Annotated in this window: 22 protein-coding genes and 3 pseudogenes; 16 read left to right on the forward strand and 9 right to left on the reverse strand. The window is 45.5% G+C overall.

The window, feature by feature from the left end; translation table 11 throughout:
• Positions 1–53 precede the first annotated feature (53 nt).
• The 5 genes from E4N69_RS08070 (at position 54) to E4N69_RS08090 (ending at position 5,649) form a co-directional block, all read left to right on the forward strand.
• Positions 54–593, forward strand: coding sequence for a hypothetical protein (locus E4N69_RS08070; protein ID WP_253823507.1), 540 nt, complete (start codon positions 54–56; stop codon positions 591–593).
• Entirely contained in the window at positions 590–2,155 is a 1,566-nt protein-coding gene (locus tag E4N69_RS08075) for an InlB B-repeat-containing protein (protein WP_253823508.1), read from the forward strand. The genes E4N69_RS08070 and E4N69_RS08075 overlap by 4 nt, the downstream gene beginning before the upstream one ends.
• A gap of 212 nt (positions 2,156–2,367) precedes the next feature.
• Entirely contained in the window at positions 2,368–3,261 is an 894-nt protein-coding gene (locus E4N69_RS08080; RefSeq protein WP_253823509.1) for an Rpn family recombination-promoting nuclease/putative transposase, read from the forward strand.
• Between the two features lie 82 nt (positions 3,262–3,343).
• Positions 3,344–3,883, forward strand: a complete 540-nt coding sequence (locus tag E4N69_RS08085; RefSeq protein WP_253823510.1) for a hypothetical protein — start codon at positions 3,344–3,346, stop codon at positions 3,881–3,883.
• The gene (locus E4N69_RS08090) at positions 3,880–5,649 is read left to right on the forward strand and encodes an InlB B-repeat-containing protein (RefSeq protein ID WP_253823511.1); all 1,770 of its coding nucleotides are present in this window, start codon (positions 3,880–3,882) and stop codon (positions 5,647–5,649) included. The genes E4N69_RS08085 and E4N69_RS08090 overlap by 4 nt, the downstream gene beginning before the upstream one ends.
• 85 nt (positions 5,650–5,734) lie before the next feature.
• On the opposite strand, the gene E4N69_RS08095 is transcribed toward E4N69_RS08090, so the two are convergent.
• From E4N69_RS08095 to E4N69_RS08115, 5 genes and pseudogenes are all read right to left on the reverse strand, one after another.
• On the reverse strand, positions 5,735–6,457 hold the full coding sequence (locus tag E4N69_RS08095; RefSeq protein WP_371922348.1) for an Rpn family recombination-promoting nuclease/putative transposase: 723 nt from the start codon (positions 6,455–6,457) through the stop codon (positions 5,735–5,737).
• Positions 6,458–6,662: 205 nt separating this feature from the next.
• Positions 6,663–6,905, reverse strand: a pseudogene (locus E4N69_RS08100) (PD-(D/E)XK nuclease family transposase); the annotation flags it as partial.
• Positions 6,906–7,112: 207 nt separating this feature from the next.
• On the reverse strand, positions 7,113–7,790 hold the full coding sequence (locus tag E4N69_RS08105; RefSeq protein WP_371922349.1) for an Rpn family recombination-promoting nuclease/putative transposase: 678 nt from the start codon (positions 7,788–7,790) through the stop codon (positions 7,113–7,115).
• Positions 7,791–7,995: 205 nt separating this feature from the next.
• Positions 7,996–8,238 (reverse strand): annotated as a pseudogene (locus E4N69_RS08110) (PD-(D/E)XK nuclease family transposase); the annotation flags it as partial.
• Between the two features lie 118 nt (positions 8,239–8,356).
• Entirely contained in the window at positions 8,357–9,145 is a 789-nt protein-coding gene (locus E4N69_RS08115; protein WP_253823513.1) for an Rpn family recombination-promoting nuclease/putative transposase, read from the reverse strand.
• Between the two features lie 197 nt (positions 9,146–9,342).
• Here E4N69_RS08115 and E4N69_RS08120 point away from each other — a divergent pair, with 197 nt between their 5' ends.
• From E4N69_RS08120 to E4N69_RS08140, 4 genes and pseudogenes are all read left to right on the forward strand, one after another.
• On the forward strand, positions 9,343–9,681 hold the full coding sequence (locus E4N69_RS08120) for a four helix bundle protein (protein ID WP_253823514.1): 339 nt from the start codon (positions 9,343–9,345) through the stop codon (positions 9,679–9,681).
• Positions 9,678–9,905: pseudogene (locus E4N69_RS08125) on the forward strand (hypothetical protein); the annotation flags it as partial. The gene E4N69_RS08120 and the pseudogene E4N69_RS08125, both read left to right, overlap by 4 nt.
• A gap of 756 nt (positions 9,906–10,661) precedes the next feature.
• On the forward strand, positions 10,662–12,416 hold the full coding sequence (locus E4N69_RS08135) for an ABC transporter ATP-binding protein/permease (protein WP_253823515.1): 1,755 nt from the start codon (positions 10,662–10,664) through the stop codon (positions 12,414–12,416).
• Positions 12,417–14,120 carry an amino acid ABC transporter ATP-binding/permease protein gene (locus E4N69_RS08140; protein WP_253823516.1) on the forward strand — a complete coding sequence of 568 codons (1,704 nt, stop codon included), beginning with the start codon at positions 12,417–12,419 and terminating at the stop codon, positions 14,118–14,120.
• Between the two features lie 67 nt (positions 14,121–14,187).
• On the opposite strand, the gene E4N69_RS08145 is transcribed toward E4N69_RS08140, so the two are convergent.
• Together E4N69_RS08145 and E4N69_RS08150 are read right to left on the reverse strand one after the other, a co-directional pair.
• Positions 14,188–15,975, reverse strand: coding sequence for an adenylate/guanylate cyclase domain-containing protein (locus E4N69_RS08145; RefSeq protein ID WP_253823517.1), 1,788 nt, complete (start codon positions 15,973–15,975; stop codon positions 14,188–14,190).
• Complete coding sequence (locus E4N69_RS08150; RefSeq protein ID WP_253823518.1) at positions 15,947–16,888, reverse strand: CHASE2 domain-containing protein; 942 nt, start codon at positions 16,886–16,888, stop codon at positions 15,947–15,949. The genes E4N69_RS08145 and E4N69_RS08150 overlap by 29 nt, the downstream gene beginning before the upstream one ends.
• Before the next feature lie 96 nt (positions 16,889–16,984).
• On the opposite strand from E4N69_RS08150, the gene E4N69_RS08155 reads away from it, so the two are divergent.
• From E4N69_RS08155 to E4N69_RS08185, 7 genes are all read left to right on the forward strand, one after another.
• Entirely contained in the window at positions 16,985–17,443 is a 459-nt protein-coding gene (locus E4N69_RS08155) for a hypothetical protein (protein ID WP_253714018.1), read from the forward strand.
• Positions 17,440–18,639: a hypothetical protein gene (locus E4N69_RS08160; RefSeq protein ID WP_253823519.1), complete on the forward strand. Its 1,200-nt coding sequence runs from the start codon at positions 17,440–17,442 to the stop codon at positions 18,637–18,639. The genes E4N69_RS08155 and E4N69_RS08160 overlap by 4 nt, the downstream gene beginning before the upstream one ends.
• Before the next feature lie 63 nt (positions 18,640–18,702).
• Entirely contained in the window at positions 18,703–19,407 is a 705-nt protein-coding gene (locus E4N69_RS08165; protein ID WP_162663827.1) for a FecR family protein, read from the forward strand.
• A 112-nt stretch (positions 19,408–19,519) separates the two neighbouring features.
• Positions 19,520–20,083 carry an O-acetyl-ADP-ribose deacetylase gene (locus tag E4N69_RS08170; protein WP_253823520.1) on the forward strand — a complete coding sequence of 188 codons (564 nt, stop codon included), beginning with the start codon at positions 19,520–19,522 and terminating at the stop codon, positions 20,081–20,083.
• Between the two features lie 22 nt (positions 20,084–20,105).
• Complete coding sequence (locus E4N69_RS08175) at positions 20,106–20,321, forward strand: hypothetical protein (protein ID WP_162663829.1); 216 nt, start codon at positions 20,106–20,108, stop codon at positions 20,319–20,321.
• A 1-nt stretch (position 20,322) separates the two neighbouring features.
• A complete protein-coding gene (locus E4N69_RS08180) occupies positions 20,323–21,300 on the forward strand; it encodes a PstS family phosphate ABC transporter substrate-binding protein (RefSeq protein WP_253823521.1) in 978 nt (325 codons plus the stop codon).
• 81 nt (positions 21,301–21,381) lie between these two features.
• Entirely contained in the window at positions 21,382–22,938 is a 1,557-nt protein-coding gene (locus E4N69_RS08185; RefSeq protein WP_253823522.1) for a bifunctional folylpolyglutamate synthase/dihydrofolate synthase, read from the forward strand.
• On the opposite strand, the gene E4N69_RS08190 is transcribed toward E4N69_RS08185, so the two are convergent.
• Complete coding sequence (locus E4N69_RS08190; protein ID WP_253823523.1) at positions 22,856–23,854, reverse strand: pseudouridine synthase; 999 nt, start codon at positions 23,852–23,854, stop codon at positions 22,856–22,858. The genes E4N69_RS08185 and E4N69_RS08190 overlap by 83 nt on opposite strands.
• Before the next feature lie 7 nt (positions 23,855–23,861).
• The gene (locus E4N69_RS08195) at positions 23,862–24,848 is read right to left on the reverse strand and encodes an RluA family pseudouridine synthase (protein ID WP_253823524.1); all 987 of its coding nucleotides are present in this window, start codon (positions 24,846–24,848) and stop codon (positions 23,862–23,864) included.

A 24,848-nucleotide genomic window follows, 5' to 3' on the forward strand; every position in this document is an offset into this window, starting at 1 on the left:
AATTACACATTACAAATTACCAATTAAAAATTACTTATCGGGAGCATTGATGTATGAAGAAAAATTGTGTAAAGGCAGCGCTCTGTGCGCTGGTATTTTTGGGCGCTTCCCTTCTTTTTGCCCAAGAGGTTGAGGATGAACCTAAGAGAGAAAAAGACGGCCTTCATTGGTCTTTGGGTCTTTCGGCGGAAGGGAATATGAACATGCCGAAAGGCTATGCCTTGGGCGCAGGGTTGTACGGGCTGTTTGTATTGCCTGATTGGGTTAAAACAGGCAGGTTTTCAGCCGGTGTAAAGCTCTTGTATTCGACGGGATTTAAAAGATACAGTCTTCTTGATACGGCTGTTTTGTTCCGCTGGAATTTTTATGATTTTGCAAAGTTTAAAACCTGCGATTCAGGCTTTTTTGTTCAGGTGGAAGGAGGCGTTTCCTTAGGCTGGAACGGAAAGAGCGCAAAACCCTTTGTATTCGGTTTGGGAGAAGGAACATTCGGCTATCGCTTTGCAGTAAAAAACTTTTTTATCGAGCCGTATATAAGAGGCGGTTATCCGGTAATCTGGGCTGCCGGAATCAGCGGAGGATTTAGAATATGAAAAAAATTTTTGTTTTATTTTTGGCGGTACTTTTGGTATCGGTTTCCGCTTGTAAAAACCCGTTTTTAAAGAAGATGCTGGTTGAAGAGGAAAAGGGTGAAAGTTCTGCGGTTCCCAAACACACGGTAACTTTCAGCGTAGAAGGCGGGCACGGCACGCTTAAAGTAAAGGCGGACGGTATAGAGAAAACGGCGAAGAGTCCCATAACCGTTGAACAAGGCAAAACCGTAACCTTTACGGCCGAACCTGCCGCGCCTTATGTGGTAAAAGAGTGGAAAGTAGATGGTACCGTTGTTACAGGCAACACGTCCAACACCTATACCCACACCGTAACGGCAGCAGTCGACGTAAAGGTGAGCTTTGATGCCCCCTTTGTCGAAGGCGGCGCATCGCTCATCTTAAGCCCCGATAAGCTCACCATCAGAGTTAAAGCAGTAACCTCGGACGGTTCCGCCGTAGCTGTAGAAGGCTGCACCGAAACAAGCCTTGCAAGCGGCAGCACATACACGAGGCTGCACGCAACAGGCACTGTCGTTATCCTCAAAGGCAAGATCATCAAGCTGGGCTGCGACAATAATCAGCTCACCGCACTTAATGTACAGGGCTTAACCGCTTTGCAATATCTGAACTGCGGCTACAATCGGCTTACCGCTCTTAATGCGCAGGGCTTAACCGCTTTGCAAGAGCTGTCCTGCTACAGCAATCAGCTTACCGCACTTAATGTGCAGGGCTTAACCGCTTTGCAAAGGCTGCACTGCTATAACAATCAGCTTACCGCACTTAATATGCAGGGCTTAACCGCTTTGCAATGGCTGCACTGCTATAACAATCAGCTTACCGCACTTAATATGCAGGGCTTAACCGCTTTGCAATGGCTGTCCTGCTACAGCAATCAGCTTACCGCACTTAATGTGCAGGGCTTAACCGCTTTGCAAAGGCTGCACTGCTACAACAATCAACTCACCGCACTTAATGCGCAGGGTTGTACCGCTTTGAGATGGCTGGTCTGCACTGACAATCAGCTTACCACACTTAATGTGCAGGGCTGTACCGCTTTGCAAGAGCTGAGGTGCTATAACAATCAGCTTACCGCACTTAATGTGCAGGGCTGTACCGCTTTGCAAGAGCTGAACTGCGGCTACAATCAACTCACTACACTTAATATGCAGGGCTTAACCGCTTTGGAAAGGCTGAACTGCTATAACAATCAGCTTACAGCACTTAATGTGCAGGGCTTAACCGCTTTGCAAGGGCTGAACTGCTGTGGTAATCAGCTGACCGCTCTTAATGTGCAGGGCTTAACCGCTTTGCAAGGGCTGTGGTGCTACAACAATAAGCTCACCGCACAAGCCTTTACCAAACTCTTTGACGATTTACCGGCGCGGCAGGATAGTGATAAGGGGGAGTGTATTCTTTACACCGAAGAATCCGGCCTTAGCGAAGGCAATCACACAGACTTTAGCACACCTGAGGCACTGAAAACCGCCTTTAATAATGCTAAAAATAACAAGAAGTGGAAGATGTATAAGTGGAATGGAAGCTGGCTCGGGGTTGAGATTTAATGGAATTGGTAATGGGTAATTGTCGAATTGTCAATTACAAATTACACATTACCAATTACAAATTGATTACACATTACACATTATGAAGCGTCTCCCTTTCTTCCCTAAAAAACATCGCAAAGGCGCAAAGAATTTTATACAGAAAGAATAGAACAATCCATTTTTAAATCCTATAATCTATGCTATAATGCAGTCAGTAAGAGGTATCCGCTATGACTACGGCAAATAGAAAATATAAGGACTCGGTATTTGTTGACCTATTCAGTGAAGATGAAAAGGCAAAAGAAAACTTCTTATCGCTGTATAATGCTTTACACGGAACAAACCTTCAGCTTTCATGCCCGGTAGAAAACATAAAGCTTGATAATGTCATGTACATGAATATTGTCAACGATGTTTCCTGCCTTGTAGATAATAAGATTATCGTTCTTGCTGAACACCAATCTACCATAAACGAGAACATGCCATTACGCTTTTTGCAATATATAGCAAGATTGTATGAAAAGCTGCAAAAACCAACCGATCGATATTTACGAACGTTATCAAAAATCCCGACACCTGAGTTCTACGTCTTTTACAATGGGCGGGAAGATTACCCTGAAATGATAACACTAAAACTATCAGATGCCTTTATTACCAAACCTGAGCAGATGCCGTTAGACCTTGAGGTAAAGGTATATAACATAAACAAAAGCAAGGGAGCAGAAGTATTGAGCCGTTGCAAAACCTTAGATGAATACAGTTTGTTTATTGAAGAGGTGCGCATCCAAACGCAACTCGACCCTGAAAACGGCTTTACCAATGCGGTAAAAATATGTATAGAAAAAGGAATCTTAAAAGAATACTTACAGCGAAAGTCACGGGAGGTGATCAATATGTTAATAGCTGAATATGATTATGACACGGATATCGCAGTACAGAGAGAAGAAGCAGGCAAAATAGCCTTTGCCAAAGGGATATCTCAAGGACTATCTCAAGGACTATCTCAAGGTTCTCGCCAAAAAGCGCTTGAAACAGCACGGTTGATGAAACAAGCGAATTGTGAAATCCCATTTATCGAAAAGATGACCGGTCTGAGCAAAGCGGAAGTAGAAGCGATTAATTAATTGGTAATGGATAATTGGTAATTTAAGAAAATTACACATTACAAATTACCAATTAAAAATTACTTATCGGGAGCATTGATGTATGAAGAAAAATTGTGTAAAAACAGCGCTCTGTGCGCTGGCATTTTTGGGAGCTTCCGTTCTTTTTGCTCAAGAGGTTGAGGATGAACCTAAGAGAGAAAAAGACGGCCTTCATTGGTCTTTGGGTCTTTCGGCGGAAGGGAATATGAACATGCCGAAAGGCTATGCCTTGGGCGCAGGGTTGTACGGGCTGTTTGTATTGCCTGATTGGGTTAAAACAGGCAGGTTTTCAGCCGGTGTAAAGCTCTTGTATTCGACGGGATTTAAAAGATACAGTCTTCTTGCTACGGCTGTTTTGTTCCGCTGGAATTTTTATGATTTTGCAAAGTTTAAAACCTGCGATTCAGGCTTTTTTGTTCAGGTGGAAGGAGGCGTTTCCTTAGGCTGGAACGGAAAGAGCGCAAAACCCTTTGTATTCGGCTTGGGAGAAGGAACATTCGGTTACCGCTTTGCAGTAAAAAACTTTTTTATCGAACTGTATATAAGAGGCGGCTATCCGGTAATCTGGGCTGCCGGAGTAAGCGGAGGATTTAGAATATGAAAAAGATTGTTTTAGTTTTGGCGGTACTTTTAGTATCGGTTTCCGCTTGTAAAAACCCGTTTTTAAAGAAGATGCTGGTTGAGGAGGGAAAGGGTGAAAGTTCTGCGGTTCCCAAACACACGGTAACTTTCAGCGTAGAAGGCACCGGCGGAACGCTTAAAGCAAAGGCGGACGGTGTAGAGGAAACGGCGAAGAGTCCCATAACCGTCGAACAAGGCAAAACCGTAACCTTTACGGCCGAACCTGCCGCACCTTATGTGGTAAAAGAGTGGAAAGTAGATGGTACCGTTGTTACAGGCAACACGTCAAACAGCTACACCCACAGCGTAACGGCAGCAGTCGACGTAAAGGTGAGCTTTGACGCCCCCTTTGTCGAAGGTGGCGCATCGCTCATCTTAAGCCCCAATAAGCTCGTCATCAGCGTTAAGGCAGTAACCTCGGACGGTTCCGCCGTAGCTGTAGAAGGCTGCACCGAAACAAGCCTTGCAAGCGGCAGCACATACACATGGCTGCACGCAACAGGCACTGTCGTTATCCTTAAAGGCAAAATCATAGAGCTATCCTGTGGCGATGATAAGAATGGTATCCATAATAAACTTACTGCCCTTAATGTACAAGGCTTAAGTGCCTTGCAAGTGCTGTCCTGCGGCAGCAACCGGCTTACCGCCCTTAATGTACAAGGCTTAACGGCTTTGCAAGTGCTGGCCTGCAGCTACAATCAGCTCACCGCACTTAATGTGCAGGGCTTAAGCGCTTTGGAAAGGCTGGAATGCTACGAAAATCAACTTACCGCCCTTGATGTACAAGGATTAAACAATTTGCAAGTGCTGGCCTGCGGCAGCAATAAGCTTACCACTCTTAATGTACAAGACTTAAGTGCTTTGCAAGGGCTGTACTGCCACAGGAATCAACTAACCGCCCTTGATGTACAAGGCTTAAGCAATTTGCAAAGGCTGGCCTGCAGCAGCAATAAGCTTACCGCTCTTGACATACAAGACTTAAGTACTTTGCGAGATCTACACTGCAACCAGAATCAGCTTACCGCTCTTAACATACAAGGCTTAAGTGCTTTGGAAAGGCTCGAATGCTGGGACAATCAGCTTACCGCCCTTGATGTACAGGGCTGCACCGCATTGCAATGGCTGTGGTGCTGGGAGAATCAGCTTACTAGCCTTAATGCACAAGCTTTAAGTGCTTTGGAAAGGCTGCGGTGCTGGGACAATCAGCTTACCGCCCTTAATATACAAGGGTGTACCGCTTTGAAAGAGCTGGACTGCTATAACAATCGGCTTACCGCCCTTAACGCACAAGGCTGCACCGCTTTGGAAAGTCTGAACTGCAGCGGTGAGCAACTTACCGCCCTCAACGTACAGGGCTGTACCGCTTTGCAAATGCTGTGGTGCTACAACAATAAGCTCACCGCTCTTAACGTGCAGAGCTTAACCGCTTTGCGAAGGCTAAACTGCAGCAACAATCAACTCACTACACTTAACGTGCAGGGCTGTACCGCTTTGGAAACGCTGAACTGCTACAACAATAAGCTCACCGCACAAGCCTTTACCAAACTCTTTGACGATTTACCGACGCGGACTGCAGGCGACGGTGCAAGGTGTATTCTTTACACTGAAAAACCGGGCGTTACCGAGGGCAACTGTACGGACTTTACCACGCCTGCGGAACTGCAAGCCGCCTTTCAAAACGCAAAAGACGTAAAGCACTGGAAGATGCATAAACTGAATACGAGCGGGGATGAGGAGGAGATTTAGGAAAATTGGCCTGACAACGGAACAGGATGTTCCGTTGTCAACTTGGGGGGCTGTCGAAAAGACTAGCAAACTTTTGAGACAGCCCCTAGTTTATCGCTTCCACCTCTGCTTGGGTAAGGCCGGTCATAAGGCAAATTTCTGTCGGCGGATAATTCCGTTGAAGCATGAGCCGAGCCGTTTCGAGGGCTTTTTGATGGGAGCCTTCTGAACGTCCACGTGCTTCGCCTTCGGCAAGGCCGAGAGATTTACCACGGGCTTCACCTTCGGCAAGACCGAGTGATTTGCCGCGTTCGATCCCTGCCTTGAACTGCACTTCAGAAATAGTTGCTATGTCGCTTTTTAGCTTCATTCTCGATTCATAGAGCTTGCGTTCTTCAGGATTCAAACTGAGTATATCGATTTTCTCATTCAACATCTGCAATACCGGTGAAGTTGTTGCTAACATAGTTCTTACCTCCTTGTCATCCGTTTCTATAAACCGTAACCAGTTTAGCAGCTTTTCTTGCTTTTTGGTAGTGATACTTTGCCGTATTTCAGTTCCTTTTACTGCCGACAAGTTGAGGAAATGTATCTCCAGTAAGTCGGTGAGCGACTGATGATTGTTTTGTTCCTGTATGCTATAGACAGAATGAACTGCTCTATTGAGCTTAAATCCTTGTGAGATCAGATTAATAGCGATGCATCTTGTAAGACTGGTATACGGTTCTCCTTCTTTAAAGCCTTCAATGTACATTTTAGACCAATAGAAAAAGTTAGGGGGTATTTTCTTTTTTTCCGATAAAAAGAAAATACCCCCTATAACCCCCAAAAGAAAAACTACGGCTTAGGGTTCTACCCTAAGAACCCGCCTTTGTTCCAAAGCTTATTCTAAAATAAAAGCTGAGCAGGTATGCTTTTTACGCAACTCCGTTTCAGAAGCGGCACGGATGCCGCTGGTTTCAAGCAGCAGCGACGTTTTGCCGAATGGCAAAACTCGTGTTTACCGATAGACATGGACGTCTATCGGTAAACGAAATTTCAATGTCTATGGTCGTGCTGTCTTTTAATCGAAGCTTAACATCGAGAATACCGGTCTTATCGGTTATCTCATCTTTGGTAAGTTCCTTGTCCAGCAGTTCAAGGTCTGCAATCATACCACTGGGCATATCCAGTACGCATTCAAGAAAGTCCTGCAAGCAGGCTTTATTTTCTTCCGAACCGAGCAAGAGCTTGAATAAATAATCGTTTTTAAGTGTTAATCTATAGGTGTCTTCCATTTTTGCCTCCATACCTTTTATATAAAGCACGGATGAAGAAATGGCTAACAAAATGGGGATAATTCAGCGTTTTTTGATAAAAACTGAAACTGAGGGAAAAACAATTCAGAATTATGAATTATGAATCACACATTACCGATTATATATCGGGAGCAAAGCTAAGGGGGGGGGGGGGGTAATTCATAATTATGAATTATGAATTGCACATTACCCATTACAAATTGATTCGACCTCGTCTGTGGTTAGACCGGTCATCTTTGCTATAAATGGAATTTCACAATTCGCTTGTTTCATTAATCGTGCTGTTTCAAGCGCTTTTTGATGTGAACCTTCTGAACGACCTTTAACTTCACCTTCTGCAAAGCCGACTTCAAGACCTGACTTGAATTGAACCTCTGAGATAGTTGCTATGTCGCTTTTCAGCTTCATCCGCGATTCATAAAGCTTCCGTTCTTCGGGGGTCAAACTGAGAACGTCTACTTTCTCGTTCAGCATTTGCAATACGGGTGATGTGGCTGCTAACATTGCTCGCTCCTCCTTATCGTCAGTCGCTATAAACCGTAACCAGTTTATCAGTTTTTGCCGTTTTTCGATAGGGTCTTTCTGTATCTCGAACTTTCGTGCTGCCGATAGGCTGAGAAAATGTATCTCCATCAAATCGGTGAGCGGCTTATATGTTTTTTGTTCCAATAAACTGTAGGCAGAATGCATCTCACTACTTTGGTTAAATCCTTGTGAAATGAGGTTAATAGTAATGCTCTTATCCAAACTGGTATACGGTTCACCCTCTTTAAAACCCTCGATATACATTTTAGACCAGTAGAAAAAGTTAGGGGGTATTTTCTTTTTTTCCGATAAAAAGAAAATACCCCCTATACCCCCCAAAAGAAAAACTACGGCTTAGGGTTCTACCCTAAGAACCCGCCTTTGTTCCAAAGCTTATTCTAAAATAAAAGCTGAGCAGGTATGCTTTTTACGCAATTCCGTTTCAGAAGCGGCACGGATGCCGCTGGTTTCAAGCAGCAGCGACGTTTTGCCGAATGGCAAAACTCGTGTTTACCGATAGACATGGACGTCTATCGGTAAACGAAATTTCAATGTCTATGGTCGTGCTGTCTTTTAATCGAAGCTTAACATCGAGAATACCGGTCTTATCGGTTATCTCATCTTTGGTAAGTTCCTTGTCCAGCAGTTCAAGGTCTGCAATCATACCACTGGGCATATCCAGTACGCATTCAAGAAAGTCCTGCAAGCAGGCTTTATTTTCTTCCGAACCGAGCAAGAGCTTGAATAAATAATCGTTTTTAAGTGTTAATCTATAGGTGTCTTCCATTTTTGCCTCCATACCCTTTATATAAAGCACGGATACAAAAATGGCTAACAAAATGGGGATAATTCAGCGTTTTTTGATAAAAACTGAAACTGAGGGAAAAACAATTCAGAATTATGAATTACCCATTACAAATTGCTTCGACCTCTGCTTGGGTAAGACCGGTTGCTTGCGCTATCTTTTCTCGCGAGAGACCGAATTGTAGGAGATTTTTTGCCGTTTCGAGCGCTTTTTGACGGGAACCGCGGGCTTCGCCTTCATCAAAGGCATCCATCAATACTGCCGGTAATATGTGGTATTCTTTCCGCAGCTGTTCGTTGCGTTTTACTGTTTGTATCATTTGCTCTATCCTCCCTGTATATGCTGTCGTTACTTTGCCGGTTTTTACATACTGTAAAAAGCCTTGTAATTCCTTATTATCTGCGGTTCTAAACGAGTTCGCATTTAGTATAATCTTTTTGGTTCCATCTTGTAAGGGGAGCCTTTTATCCTCGATACAGATATTTTCAAACGTGTAGACTGCTCTGTTACTGCCGATAGGGTCAAATAGACAAATAAAGATGATATAACTTTCGTTGAGCGCTTTATAGGAATGGCCTTTATCTAAAAAGGCGACATCCAGCACAGCCTGATAATACCGCATCCGTTTCGGTATGTTGTATTCATTCCCAACTTGCATTTCAATGTCGTAGGATGTACCCGATCCGTCTTTTACTAATACGTCAAGCCGGACGGTTTTGGCTCCGGAATTAGCGGTAACGGTATTTTGGGACGATAGATACGTGATTTTCTCGATTTTAGCATTAAAAAGCATCTCAAGAAATTCTTTACAGATAGGTTCATACTCCATAACCTTACAGAACATGAAATCATCTGCAATGGTGAGGTCTTCAAAAGGTTTTTGTGTCATTCACACCTCCTATAGTCCTTATACGACTTTTAGATGTTTTTGGCTTGAAAAATGCGGCAAATTCATCATTTTTAATTAAAAATTACTAAATGGAAATACGGACTCCGATGATGCAGTTGCAGTGGAACCAGCCTCTGTTTTCAACAACAATACCAATCCGCATCAGGAGCAAAACTAAGGGGGGTGTTCAATGGGTAATGGGTAATTATGAATTACAAATCACACATTATCAATTACCAATTGATAATGTGATTGTTGATAAATCAAAGGCGTTTGCGTTGGAGGTAATCGCCTTGTACAAAAAGCTTCGCGATACAAACCGTGAGTTTGTTATGTCAAAACAGCTTTTAAAAAACGGAACGAGCATCGGGGCAAACATTAAAAAAGCTCAGCAAGGACAAAGCAAGGCAGACTTTTATGCAAAGCTCTATATCTCGCTCAAAGAGGCAAGCGAAACGGAATATTGGATAGAACAATCCATTTTTAAATCCTATAATCTATGCTATAATGCAGTCAGTAAGAGGTATCCGCTATGACTACGGCAAATAGAAAATATAAAGATTCGGTATTTGTTGACCTATTCAGTGAAGATGAAAAGGCAAAAGAGAACTTTTTATCACTGTATAATGCCCTGCATGGTACAAACCTTCAACTTTCCTGTCCTGTAGAAAACATACGGCTTGATAATGTCATGTACATGAATATTATAAACGATGTTTCTTGCCTTGTAGACAATAAGATTATCGTTCTTGCTGAACACCCTCGTTCAAGAATGTACATCCGTGTACATTCTTGAGCTGCAAGTTTGCAGGGCAAACTTGTTCCTGCGTGGAACCAGCGGCATCCATGCCGCTTCTGATACGGAAAAAACTCTACCAATAAAGGGCAAAAACTGATAACCAGACGACAATTTATACGCGCCAGCACTTTTGAAAATAGATGATGCAGATACAAGGAGTTAGGCGAAAATAAAGCGGAGGCGTATCTTTAATACGTTGAGCATTTATTTTCGGCGTACGACGCAGTAGATGCGCCATATATTTTCAAAAGAGAGGAGGTAATAAATATTGCTAATAGCTGAATATGATTATGACACGGATATCGCAGTACAGAGAGAAGAAAGTCTAAGAATTGGGATACAGCAAGGCTTTGCCGACGGTTAGTACAAAAAAGCGCTTGAAACAGCACGGTTGATGAAACAAGCGAATTGTGAAATCCCATTTATCGAAAAGATGACCGGTCTGAGCAAAGCGGAAGTAGAAGCGATTAAATAATTGGGAATTACAAATTGCACATTACCCATTACAAATTAATTCAACCGCATCAAAAGCATAAGCCCATTGGAGCGCGGATATCCATTTTACTTTCCGCACAGTTTTTTTCCGGAAGAAGGCATTATCGTTAATTATGTTGTTTACACAAATCTTTTTACAGGGGCATATTTGGTGTTTAGGATGTTTCCCATAGCTTGAGGATTTTCCCGCAGAATGGTAATATTATCTTCGTACATAAATTTATGATAAAGAAAAGATTAATTACGTTTTTGGCGCACTCGAAGCGCTACATCTATTTAAATGTTTTATGGCAATGGATTGCCCTCGTTTCGCAGATTGCAGCGGTGTTTTTTATTGGGCGTCTTTTGGAATCCTTGTTCAAGGGGACGATTACCTCAAAAGGAATGATTACGGCAGGTGTTGTTTTCATAGCGGCACTTGCAGTGCGGGCTGTTGCAACAAAGTATGCAACCCGCTATGCCTTTCTTGCCGGACGGGATGTTAAAACAACCTTGCGGGATGCACTCTACGCGAAACTGCTGAAACTCGGCGCAGCCTATCGGGATAGCATCGCTACTTCGGAAGTAGTGCAGCTTGCCTCAGATGGGATTGAACAACTTGAAATATACTTCGGCAGATACCTGCCTCAGTTTTTCTATAGCCTCCTTGCGCCGCTCACCCTGTTTGCGGTACTGGCGCCGGTCAGTTTTAAGGCGGCACTCATCCTCCTCGGCTGCGTTCCCCTCATACCGATTTCCATTGTTGCCGTACAAAAAATCGCCAAGCGGCTGCTCAGTAAGTATTGGGGCGTTTACGCAGGGCTCGGCGACAGGTTTTTGGAAAACCTTCAAGGACTGACAACGCTGAAAATATATCAGGCTGATGAGGCAAAAGCCGAAGAGATGGACAGAGAAGCGGAACGTTTTCGGCGCATCACGATGAAGGTGCTCAGTATGCAGCTCAATTCCATTACTGTTATGGATGTGATTGCCTACGGAGGAGCTGCTGCCGGTATCATCACCGCAGCATATCAATTTGCCGCAGGAAGCATTTCGATTGCGGCGACATTCAGCATCATTCTCTTGTCGGCGGAGTTTTTTATTCCCCTCAGACTGCTCGGCTCTTTTTTCCATATCGCGATGAACGGAATGGCCGCTTCGGATAAACTTTTCTATATTCTCGACTTACCCGAACCTGCGGAAGCGAACGGCTCCATCGAAAGCGCCGCCGGTATCAGCGTTCAAGACCTCTCGTTCTCTTATACCGAGCAACGGGCAATCCTTGCAGACATCAATCTCACCATTCCGCACGGTTCCTTTATTGCCCTTGCAGGGGAATCCGGGTGCGGTAAGAGCACGATGGCAGCGCTCCTTTCAGGAAAACACAAAAACTATACAGGACGCATTCTATTCGGCGCAGACGAACTGAAAACCATCGATGAGCATCATATCATGCGGCATATCACTGTTGTAAAACACAATGCGTATCTTTTTAAAGGAACCGTTAGAGATAACTTACGGCTCGCAAAGCCGGATGCCTCGGCGGAAGAGATGACCGCAGCGCTTAAAAAAGTAAACCTTTCAGAGTTCTTAGATACGCAAAAGGGCTTGGACACCGAACTGCAGGAAGGCGGTGTGAATTTTTCCGGCGGACAGCGGCAGCGGCTTGCATTGGCACGCGCCCTCCTCTTCGACAGCCCCGTCTATATTTTTGACGAAGCAACTTCCAATATCGACATCGAAAGCGAAGAGCAGATATTGCAGGTTATTCATGAGCTGAAACAAACCAAGACGGTGCTGCTTATTTCGCACCGGTTGGCAAACAGCGTAGACACCGATTGTATCTACTTCATGGAACATGGACGAATTACCGAAAAAGGTACTCATAACGAATTGATGGCGTTAGACGGCCGCTATTGCGCTTTGTACAAGAGCCAGTCGGAGTTGGAACGGTACGGCAACACTGCCGATAGTCAAGCAGTACAGGAGGAGCGATAAATGAATACATCAAAACGCAGAAGCGCCCTGACCATAATGGGTTCACTGATTACCCTTGTCCGCCCCCTCCTTCCCGTTATGGTGATTGCAATTACCGCAGGAGTACTCGGATTTTTATGCGCAATCTTTATCACCATCCTCGGCGGCGAAGCTGTTATCGCTGCGATTTATGACAAAGTACCGATCGCGATCGGAAAGACATTCTTCGGGCTCAGCCTTAAACAGATTGCTATAGCGATCATCATTCTCGGCGTTCTTCGCGGTGCGCTCCACTATGGAGAGCAATACTGCAATCACTATATCGCGTTTAAGCTTTTAGCAATTATCCGGCATAAGGTATTCACTGTCTTACGGAAGCTCGCTCCGGCAAAACTGGAAGGCAAAGATAAAGGGAATTTGATCTCACTGATAACCATCGACATCGAGCTTTTGGAAGTGTTTTATGCCCATACTATCTCCCCCATCGTTATCGCGGTGCTAACCTCCCTTTGTATGCTGATCTTTCTCGGCAGCCGCAGTCTTATTGCGGTACCGGTCGCGCTCGCAGGGTATATTACGGTAGGCGTGATTATTCCCCTGCGCAACGGCAAGCGGACAAGCGAACAGGGACTTGCCTTTAGAACGGAGTTCGGAAACTTGAACAGCTTCGTCCTTGAAGCCCTGCGCGGCTTGGAAGAAATTATCCAATACGGGGCGGGGGAACGTATTCGAACCGAGCTGCGGCAGCGCTCGGATAATCTCGGGAAAGGCGGGGAATATCTAAGCACACAGGAAGCACGGCAGCGTATTGAAACGAACACAGCCATTTTGTTCTTTACTTTTGCTCAACTTTTTCTTTCTATTGTACTCTTCCGGCAGGGAAGCATCGACTTTGCCGCTGCCGTAGGAATAACACTCGGCATGAGCGCCTCTTTCGGCCCCGTACTCGCCCTTGCGCAGCTTTCCAATAATTTACATCAAACGCTCGCAAGCGGCGACCGTATCTTGAGCCTATTGGAAGAACAGCCGCTCGTAGAAGAAATCCCCCCCGACGGCAAACAGCGCTCATTTGAAGGAGCAGCAGCCGATCATATTGATTTCAGCTACGGCAACGAACAGATATTGCACGATTACAGCGCTGTCATTCAAAAAGATACGATTACCGGCATACACGGCGCAAGCGGTTCGGGCAAGTCTACCCTACTTAAACTGCTGATGCGGTTTTGGGAAGTGCAAAAAGGCGCGATACGCATCTCCGGCGAGGACATAAAAACGATTCCGACCGAAGCGTTGCGGACGATGGAATCCTGCGTTACGCAGGAAAGCCAGCTCTTCAAAGGCACGATTGCCGACAATATCAAAATCGGTAAGTTGGATGCGTCGGAAGAAGAAGTTATCGCGGCGGCACAAAAAGCATCGATTCACGACTTTATTACCACCCTTCCCGATGGGTATAATACACCGGTCGGGGAACTCGGCGACACGCTTTCAGGCGGAGAAAAACAGCGTATCGGACTTGCCCGTGCATTTTTGCACGACGCTCCCCTACTCCTTCTCGACGAACCTACCAGCAATCTGGATGCCCTTAACGAGCGTATCATCCTCAAATCGCTCAAGGAATCCGGCGCCGGAAAGACGGTTGTGCTCGTTTCGCACCGTAAGTCAACGCTGAATATCGCCGACGCGGTCATTAACATCGAGACAACCGCATCAGACGTTTTTTAACCATTAGAATATCGCATTTCAAGGCAACCTGTTCTGAAACGGACGTTTCCGAACAGGTATTCCTATCCTATTTTTGCGTAAGGCTGAAAACGCCGTCCCAGTTGTCCGCAGGAGGCTTTTGGATAAAGGCCTCGCACTTACGCAGATAGGCATCGGAGGGACCATCATCAGGCCGCTCTTCGCGGAGCGCTTTAAAGAGCTTAAAGGCCTCCTTCCAATCCCGCCGGTCAAACACGCAATGAGCTTCCTCAAAACGGCGTAAAAAGTCGAGCGTTGCCGAATCGACTGCATCCTTTAATTCGACCAACTCCCATAACTGTACCGGCGTATTGATACCGACAACGCGCACGCGGTCGAAGCGGCGGGTAATAAATTCGTCGCCGATTTCATTTTTCGTCATATCGGAAATCAAAAGCCATGAACCGTACTGTTTGTTTACCCCTTCCAAACGGGCGGCGAGGTTGACCGCGTTACCCATAATCGTATAGTCCATCTTCCGTTCGGTGCCCATGTTCCCGACAACCATATCGCCGGTGTTAATCCCGATGCGGGTTAAAAGCGGATTGGGGCTCATTCCCTCACGCATAAAAAGCTCGTTCAGCTCAACCTCTTTCCGCCTCATCAGCACTGCAGCACGGCACGCGAGGCGGGCATGTTCTTTATAATCCACCGGAGCGCCGAAAAACGATATAATGGCGTCCCCTTCGTATTTATCGATAGTGCCGCGCTGTTCCAAGATAATATCGCTCATACCGGAAAGATAGATATTCAGCAATTTGACCAAATGTTCCGCATCGAGCGCTTCGCTTATTGTGGAAAAGCCCTTGACATCGGTAAACATTGCGGTAATCCATTTTTTCTGCCCGCCGAGTTTCAGCATAGAAGGATCTTCTATCATCTCATTGATAACATCGCCGGAAAGATACGTGCCGAATGCTTTGCGGAGAAAACTTTTTTCGCGCTCGCTGATAATGAACGATACCATCGAATAAGTTAAGAACGATACGAAGAGCGCCAATACCGGCGAAATGATAAAGATATAAATGCCGGTTACATTGAATATGAGTTGATTTACAATCAGCACAATGACAGACAGTACAACTCCCGCAATAATCTGAACAAGGGTGCTGAATCGGCGGATAACCACAATAATACCGAAAGAAAACACAATCGCGAGCAGAGCCGACACCCAAACCGGCGCTTGCTGTAAGAAATCACGCTGCAAAATAGTATTGGCGACCGCGGCATGCGTACCGACATTCACATATTCGCTGTGAAAGGGGTTAACACCGATATCGGTTGTACCGGTACTCGACCACCCGATAATACAAAAAGCATCTTTAAGTTTACCGGCAAGCGCCGTTTCAAGCTCCGTATGCCGGTTATACGATGTGACGGCATTTGCATAGAGCGTTCCAAAATCGGCCTTTACCTGATCGTAGAGTTTCGCATCTTCAGGATTCCCAGCTTGTTTTGCCTCGTCGAACAAGTGCGCTACCGACGTACCGTAGTCTGTTTCAAAAAAGCTTTTTACCGTATCCCAATAGGTCTGCACAGCAGTAAGCCAAGCTTTCTTATCCTGCACAGCCCCCGATTCCAGGGCAGTACGACGCAGTTCTTCGCTTTCATCCCATAGCTGCATACATGTATCGATCGGCGCGTAGCCGGGGCCGAGGTTCCATCCTTGATTCGCCCGTAACAGGCGTAAACTGCTTGCCGTTTTTTCTCCGCTTTCGGCATAATCGATCAGCAGATAGAAAGGAATATGAGTAAAGCTGTTTTGATAGTTTTTTTTCGGCCAGCGAATCAACATCATACCGCTTGAATCAAGCGGTATTGAAACATTTACCGTCATACACGGCGCCGATCAACGTAACGAGGTTTTTATCGATGACAACTTCGGGAGCCCCCAGTTTCTTCAACAACGGAGAAAAGGCAAGCTGCATAAACACCGTGTCGCCGATATTATCCGTCAACCGGATACGCCGCCTCACGCCATCACTGTCGATATACACATTAGTAAACCCCGCTCCCGCAGCCATACGGCTGATTTCCGGTATCGGTACTAAAGCGCTATGCCGCCCATCCGATAAAGGGGCGTTCACTTTCAGTTTAGGATAGACAAACCGCTCTTTCGCAATCGCATATAAATCTTCCGTACCCTCGCTCGGAGGATCGTCCTGCATATTAACCGTAATAAACGACGAACCGAACAGCCGCATTGCCTGTCCTAAATAGCTATCGTTCTCTATCGCCACCTGCTTTGTATGCCGGTAGAGAGTATCCCGCGATTGATCGATTAAATCCACCAATTCGCTCCCGTATATTCCCGCCTCCGGCAGTGTAATTTGGTTATTGGCAAGCGCTGCAAAAATATCCTGTACATTTGCGCCGATTTCTTCAAAAGAAGCGGCAAACTCGGACTTTAACGCACCGTTTAAATAGGTAAAATCCACACTCATCGGGCTTTTATCGATATATTCAATATCGAAGACTGCAAACTCCGCACCGAGCTGTGTCAACGCTTCCAAGCCTTTTGCAATCGTATTACGGGGCCACGGATAAAGACCGACTTTTTCGATGGATACATCATCGATATCCAGCAGCACGATAGAAGAATCCTCTTTAACATCAGACTTTAGTCCTAAAAAGAAATCATACAGCCGATTTTCAACACCTATCCAAAACGGAAATAGGTAGACTCCCGCACTCAGTAACCCGATAATGCACGGTATAACAATTGAAGGCCACGATGTTTTTTTCTTCACTCTTTACTCCCCATTAAATCTATAGTAAGATATGTACGAGAGTTATACAATGGGAAGATGCTAAAAACTTCATTTTTTATTAAAAGGGGGGACAGAATGAAACGTACTGTATGTATTACCGTTGCGGTTTTGATTACCATAGCGGCATCATTCGGCCAAGCGGCTGAAAAGATCGATACAATTTTAGAGACTGAAAAAACAACCTTCGGACAAGCCGCCTATCTGATACAGACAGCCTTGAATGACGGATCCGACAAGCTTGATTTTGAAACGGCATTTGACCGCTTCAAAAGCGGAAATAAAAATTTAATACGGGATTCGGTTACGGCAGGCGATGTAATACCGGTCAAGACCTACGCTTTTTTATTAATGAAGTCCTTCAATATAAAAGGAGGTTTAATGTACCGCATCTATCCCTGCCCACGATATGCATATCGTGATCTGAAGTACCTCGCGGTTATCCAAGATAATAACGATCCCGATGCACCGATGACGGGATCTACCATGCTCCAAATACTCGGACGCATCGATACGGTACAAGGCGGTGAACAATGAAACGTATACTATCCTTTCTTATCATAGCGGGTGGTATGACAATGTATGCTGCCGCATTGGATTTCGGTGTCAACCTGTCCAATAGTACCGAGTTAAACGGTACAAATAAGACTTTTAACATATCGCAGGCAAATGCAGTGGAAGCATTTGTTGAATTTCCCGTAAAGGATTTTTCATCGATATATATTTCCGGCGAAGCCCGATTTTCAGGGGCTTTCCCTATTAATCCTAAGGGAGCAGCTCAATTGCTCCCGATCCACCAAGCATTTAGACTGAAAAGAACGGATTGGTCGGGCAGTAAGATCTTTAATGAGATCGGCTTGCAATGGTCAGTCGGACGTACTTCATTCAACGACTATTCAAATAAAATTTTGAGCGGTTTATTTGATGGTGGCAAAATCAACCTTATAATCAAGAAGGCCAACATTGCTTTTGCACTTGGCTATACGGGACTTACCTATAAAACCGATGCACAAATCAAAATAGATTTGGATGATATCGAACGTTTGAACAATAAAAAAAAGGTACTTGCCCCTCAACGGTTGTTCTTCCTTCTTTCGGCCTCTTTCCAAGAGGTTATTCCTTCACATACAATAGGATTCGATGCCCTTGCTCAATTTGATTTACTTAAACTAACCGGAAGGACACACACGCAATACTTTATACCGTATATCCATGGACGGATAGGCAGGAATATTAACTGGCAATACTGGATAGCCCTCCAATTAGGAGAAGCTCCAAAATTTACCTACTCACTCGCATCGGGACTTGCGGTACAATATTTTAACCCCAATTGGCGTTATTTTACGGTAACCGGTAAGCTCAACTGGGCAGCAGGAAACTACGATGGTACAGGACCGATGCGTTCATTTGTACCTATTACAGACACAAAACAAACAGTTGTTGCCAATGGGTCGATCAGCTCGTTTAGCAATACGCTTACCGGAGGACTCACGGTAAACGCTCGCCCGATACAAGGTCTTTTAACGGAATTATCATACATACTGCTGACCTCTCCGAATACCATACGCTCGCCTGCCTACATGGGATCCGAATTATCGGCGAAAGTAGCGTATCAATTCCATAATGATTTTGATGCATCATTCACCGGAGGCATCTTTATACCAAATCGGAAAGTTATCACAGCGTATAATCTGCGCTGGCTGACTGAACTGACATTTACCGTAAAACTATAGGGAACCGCTATAAATTGAAGTTTTTAGCGCTCCCCTATAGTGCTTCATTTTAGGAGGTGTACTATGAAAAGATATCTAGGAATTTTACTACTCTGCATGGCAGGAATTTTCTCAGCTGCAGCAGCTAACCTGACAGCAACAGTCACTGAAATTGCCGGAAAAGTTGAATGCAAACATCCCGGCAAAGATTGGAAAGCCGCAAAAGTAGGTGATGTTTTACCTGCCGGTTCTCTTATCTCTACCGGCTTTAAGAGTACCGCTATTCTTAAAACGGAATCGGCAGTACTGACGGTAAAACCTGTTACCCGCTTATCACTTGAAGAGCTGATAAAATCAGAAGGAACAACAAAAACGCAGATGTTTTTGATGGCCGGGCGGGTTAAGGCGGAAGTTACACCGAAAGAAGGCGAAAAAGCGGAATTTAAGGTTAAGAGTCCGACGGCAACCGCTTCCGTGCGCGGTACCGGATTTGAATTCGACGGATATAACTTATTCGTAGACCATGGAGCCGTTCAGTTTGAATCGGGTATCGGTATCGGAATACCGAAAATGGTTGCCTCCGGCGAATTCAGTACCTTGAGTCAAGTGGGTACGGTAACCGCTCCTGTGGCTGTCGCAACTGACACTTCGGATAACCGATTACAAGCAGCTGCTGCCTACACCGCATCCGGTATTGACTCAGGCAGTAACCGGCAGGGTATAGCCAAGCCTATTAGCGAAGAAGTCCGTCCCGGGTCTACCACAGTCAGCGTCGGCTGGGACGACTAACTCTTTTTAATCCATAACCGGCAGCAGCTCTCTCGTCGACAAGCAATAGGCTGCCGGTTTTTAATTCAAAAACATACCGTATTCGGTTCATATCGATCATAATTAGGAATTTATGGATATCAAAATTATCTGTGCAGATATAACTACGCTAAAAGTAGATGCAATTGTCAATGCAGCAAATACCACTCTGCTCGGCGGCGGAGGTGTTGACGGAGCGATTCACCGTGCCGCAGGCTCCGAATTATTGGAAGAATGCCGCGCACTCAAAGGATGTAAAACAGGGCAGGCAAAAATTACACGCGGATATAAGCTCCCTGCAGAATATGTTATCCATACGCCCGGACCGATCTATCAGGACGGCAAACATGGAGAACCGGAACTGCTCGCAAGCTGCTACCGCAACTCGCTCATTCTTGCCGCAGACTTTCACTGTGAAACGATTGCATTTCCTTGTATCAGTGCGGGCGTATACGGCTATCCTATGGAGGAAGCTGCAACAATTGCTCTTTCCACCGTCTATGCCTACTTAATGGAAACAAAAGCGGATATGACCGTCTATCATGTCTGTTTTAATAAGCAGACTGAAAAACTATACCGTACAATATTATCAAACATAATTATCAAACAGAGCGATTCAAGACAATCAAAAAATGGTAGGCGGATACTCACACGGTAACACAGGAACATGGAGAAAATAAATGGAATTTTTAATTTTTGGTCTTCCTATTGTAGCATTAATTTGGTTGATAAGTGCTATAATACAATTTTGCAGGACAAATAAAGAAAATATTGAAAAAAGAAAAGCCTTAAAAAAAGAAATTATAATTTGTTCAATAATTATTGTAGCATGGATTGTGATTATTGGGGGATTTTTGTTTTCTATCATTTATTCAATTTCTGTTTATGGAATGTAGCATGAAGAAAATTACTGTTATCCTTTTTATTATGATTTCTCTATTAGGAATGATAAGTCTCTTATATTCAGGAATACAATTTAATATTTTACATAGAAATTCAGGTATGATAGCTGTTGTAGCTGGGAGTAACGAAATCTCAACTCTTTCAATTGATTTAAAGGATTATCTTCCATTTGACAAGAACTCAAAAACAAATTATGTAAAATCACATTTTCAAATAGATGACAACATCCCTGTGCTTGATGGAGCAAGTGCACTATATCCGGTCTTTTCTGCGATTGCATCTGCAACTTATCCTGAAAAATCAGTTTGTTTCGATGGTGAAAAGTTCACCAAAGAAAGCAAAGTTCAAATGCGAAATACGAGAGGCGCTTACAAAGCCGTTGTTGATGGCGTTGCAGATATAATTTTTTGCGCCTCACCTTCAGAAGGGCAACTATTGTATGCAAAACAAAATAATATAGAATTAGAGTTTGTTCCAATTGGCTTAGAAGCATTTGTATTTATTGAGAATATAACGAATCCTGTCAATGATTTATCAATTGAACAAATAAAAGGAATATATTCCGGTAAAATTAAAAATTGGAAAAAAGTTGGTGGAACAAATACTTTAATTGCAGCATGGCAAAGAAAAGAAGGAAGCGGCAGTCAAACCGCATTCTTAAAATTTATGAATGGAGAAAAGATACGATTAAATCCTTTAGGCGTTTTCTTTGGAAGTCCTATTGGTTACTCATTTCGTTATTATGTAGAAGGAATAACACAAAATGCAAATGTAAAAATGATTTCTTTAAATGGAATTGCACCAACAAAAGAAAATATACAAAATGGCAGATATCCTCTATCTTCACACTTTTTTGCTGTTTACAGAAAGGATAACAAAAATGCAAATGTAAAAAAGCTGATAGATTGGATCCTTTCTCCTGAAGGTCAAAAAATCATTGATAACAATGGCTATGTACCGTTAAAAAATTGAAAAACGTCCGTTCAATGGGCGTTTTAAACTACAACTATCATGAACAAACCTGACACCTCTGCAAAACGAGCGACAATCATTATGAATACAATATATACCGCTGCACCATCTCAAACGCTTATAGACAATCTAAATGATTTTTACCGATGGCTTGACGGTTTTATCAACTTTGAAAAACGGCCGCATAACAAAGCATTTTCGCTTGAGGTTATCGGATACTATGCCGCGCTTTTTTCCAACCCGCAAACGACGTATAAGTGCGTCCATATAGCCGGTTCAAAGGGAAAGGGCTCCGTTGCGGCGATGCTTTCGGCCTTATTCTCCGAATCCGGTTATAAGACCGGCCTCTACACTTCTCCTCACGTAAACGACTTCCGCGAGCGGATAACGGAAAACGGCCGTTTTTTCAGCGATTCAGCCTACCTCAAAGCATTCCGTACCGTACGGGAGAGCATCATGCCGCATATCGGTAAAGAGACTGAACCCCAGCCGAGTTGGTTTGAGCTGGTGACACTGGCCGCCTTTGTACTGTTCCGGCAGGAGCGGCTCGACTGGGCGGTGTTTGAAACCGGCATGGGGGGTAGGCTTGACGCTACCAATATCGTGCAGCCGGAAATAACCGTGCTGACACCGATCGAGCTTGAACACTGCGAATATCTCGGCCATACCATTCCGCTCATCGCGGCGGAAAAAGCGGGCATCATTAAAGCGGGGGTTCCCGTTTTTTGCTCGCGGCAGCAACCTTCCGCGCTTGAAGTATTCAAAGAACGGGCGGCAGCGCTCAATGCCCCGCTCTTCTATCTCCCCGATTTTATCGAAGCAATCGAACACCGGCTGACACCGCAAGGCCGCGAAGTTACCATCCGCTTTTTTGCCGCGCATCCGGTCGGAGCGCTCTTTAAACGTCCGCTGCACGCAATACTCCCGCTTTTTACGCCCGTGCAGGCGGAGAACGCTGCGCTCGCCGCCGCTGCTTTTAAATACCGATTGCCCGATGTGCCAGAAGACTTAATCGAAAGCGGGCTTTCAAAGGCATGGCTCCCCGCGCGATTCCAGCTTTTAAGTACGAAGCCGCTGATTGTCCTCGACGGCGCACATACGCACAACAGCATACGGACTTGCGCAGACACGTTTTTTTCTCTCCTCAGCAGCAACTCCGATACTTCAACCTTATGTTCCGAGGATTCACTCGTACATTCCGGCGCTTCTGTTCCCTATACAGCGGCTTTATCCGTCCATACCGGCGCTGCACCCGCATACTCCGGCGCGCCGTCCGTATCCGATGCATCACCCAGGGCCAAACCGATACTGGTGTTTGCCTGCGCGGCCGACAAAGACCCCGCCGGTTTTGCGCCGATATTCTACGATAAAGTTGGTTATCTCTACATCACCGTGCCGGGCTCGTTTAAAAAGGGTAATTTAGAAAAAACCGTCGGCGCATTTACGCAGGTTTTCGGGAATGAGAACAGTGTTGTAATGGAAGCGAGCGAGAATTTTAACGCGGTATTAAAGAAGGCCTTTACCCAAAGCATTGCCGAAAACCGGCCGCTGTTGATTACGGGTTCATTTTATCTGGCAGCGGAAGCGCAACGCGTATACTCTGCCGAGGGTTTTCAAGATCGGGGAACTCAAGGCTGACCGCATAAAGCTGCAAACCCACCTGTGCGGATTCCGGTTGAGCTTCCGCTCCCTGCGGCGCATACAGCGGGTCGCCAACAATGGGAAGCCCTACTGCGGCCAGATGAGCGCGCACTTGGTGCCGGTATCCGCGGGAAAGGCGGCATCGTACCCGAATGAGCGGCGGGGACGGCAGAATATCGGCCGCCTCAATCACCGTCGTATACAGCCGCCCGTCTTTTTTGTAATGCCGCGAACCGGAAACGACCGGAGCAACCCTTTTTGCGCCGGGGCCGAAATTCCTAAACTGACTTTCCAGCGTAAGCGGTAACTGTGCTGCTATCCCTCTCTGTGCAGCAGCAAACTCTTTCAGCATAGATAACTCCGTTGCACCGAAACCATACCCGTTATCTATCTCCGGAACTCGGTTCGGTTCTACGAACGCGCAATAGGTTTTTATCATCTGCCCCGCTTCCTGCCGGGCAGCAAGAAAATCATATACCGCCTGATCCTTTGCAAAAAGCACAAGCCCCCGCGTATCCGTATCGAGCCGGTGCAGCAACCCCGCCTCAATCGCCTTTTTGCCGCGTACCTGCGCCTCCCGAATACGTCGTCCTGTCGGCCGTATCGCTGGTTTATTGCCGATCTGAACTTCCTGAATATCCCGCCCGTATTCGGCGGGCGGCTCCTGTGGATCTATCTGCGTAGCATCGAGTAGCGCATCTGTTTGCATATCATCGAATAGAACATCGCCCTCTGCCTCAGGGCTATGCAAAAACCAGTATACCAGCGTATTGCGTTCATCCGCTCGGAGCGGTGCAGTGGGGAGATGCGGCGGCTTATACACAACCGCCCAATGATCGGTTTCCCGTACAATACAGGGTTCCGCTCTATTATAATCGAAAGCCGCCATTACCATATCAATATTTTTTTGCATAGGCGCCTCAGCTATTCCCCTGTGACAGCCGCGTCTGCAAAAGGCGCAGGACAGTCCGGAATTTTCGGGGCAGCGGGGCGGTGAACACGGCTTTTTTTTGTGTTGAAGGGAGCGTAATACCAAGCCGATACGCGTGGAGCATCAAGCCGTATTCCTTCCATTCAGTTTCTTTTTTCCCATAGAGCGGATCTCCAACAATCGGACAGCCGATAAACCGCGCATGGAGCCTAATTTGGTGGGTTCTGCCGGTATCGATTTTAAAGAGCACCAGCGCATACCGCCCATACACCCGCAGCACCTTATAGCGTGAGCAGGCATATTTTCCTTTAGACAGATCTGCCGAGGCGGCAAATCGAATACGACTATGCCCGTCGCGGAATACCGACGTTTCGATAATACCGGCCAGTTTTTCCGGTATGCCGTTCAGAATTGCGAGATAATATTTTTCTGTGCGCCTCAGCTTAAATTCGTTTTTTAAAAAGGCTTCCGCCTCGGCACTACGGGCGGTGATAAGGATGCCGGAGGTATCCTTATCAAGCCGGTGAACGATACCTGCACGCAATAGCTCGGCAAAATTCCCCCTCCCCTGCTCCGCTTCGAGCAGGCAGGCGAAGGCATCATGAATAGGCGACGTGTGCAAGCGGTAATACGCAAGCGCCTGCACCAGCGTCCCCGTCCAATTGCCTGCCGCAGGATGCGTAACCATACCAGCTCGTTTATTCACCACGATGACATCATTATCTTCATACAAGACACGGAGCGGAATAGGTTCGGGTATAAGAACATCGGGAAGCGGATTTTCCCATATCAGTGTGATACGGTCGCCCGCTTGCACCATGCTTGAAAGTTTTGCCTGCCGCTCGTTGAGCTGCACAGCTTGTATCCCTGTTTTCAGCTGTGAGCGGGTCATACCGGTAAGCACACTGCTGCAAAACGCATCAAGCCGCAGCTTACCGATCCCATTCGGTACTGTAAGCTCAAATACTTCAGACAT

Origin of the sequence: Treponema sp. OMZ 906 (assembly GCF_024181185.1) — a bacterium.
Taxonomy (GTDB): Bacteria; Spirochaetota; Spirochaetia; order Treponematales; family Treponemataceae; genus Treponema.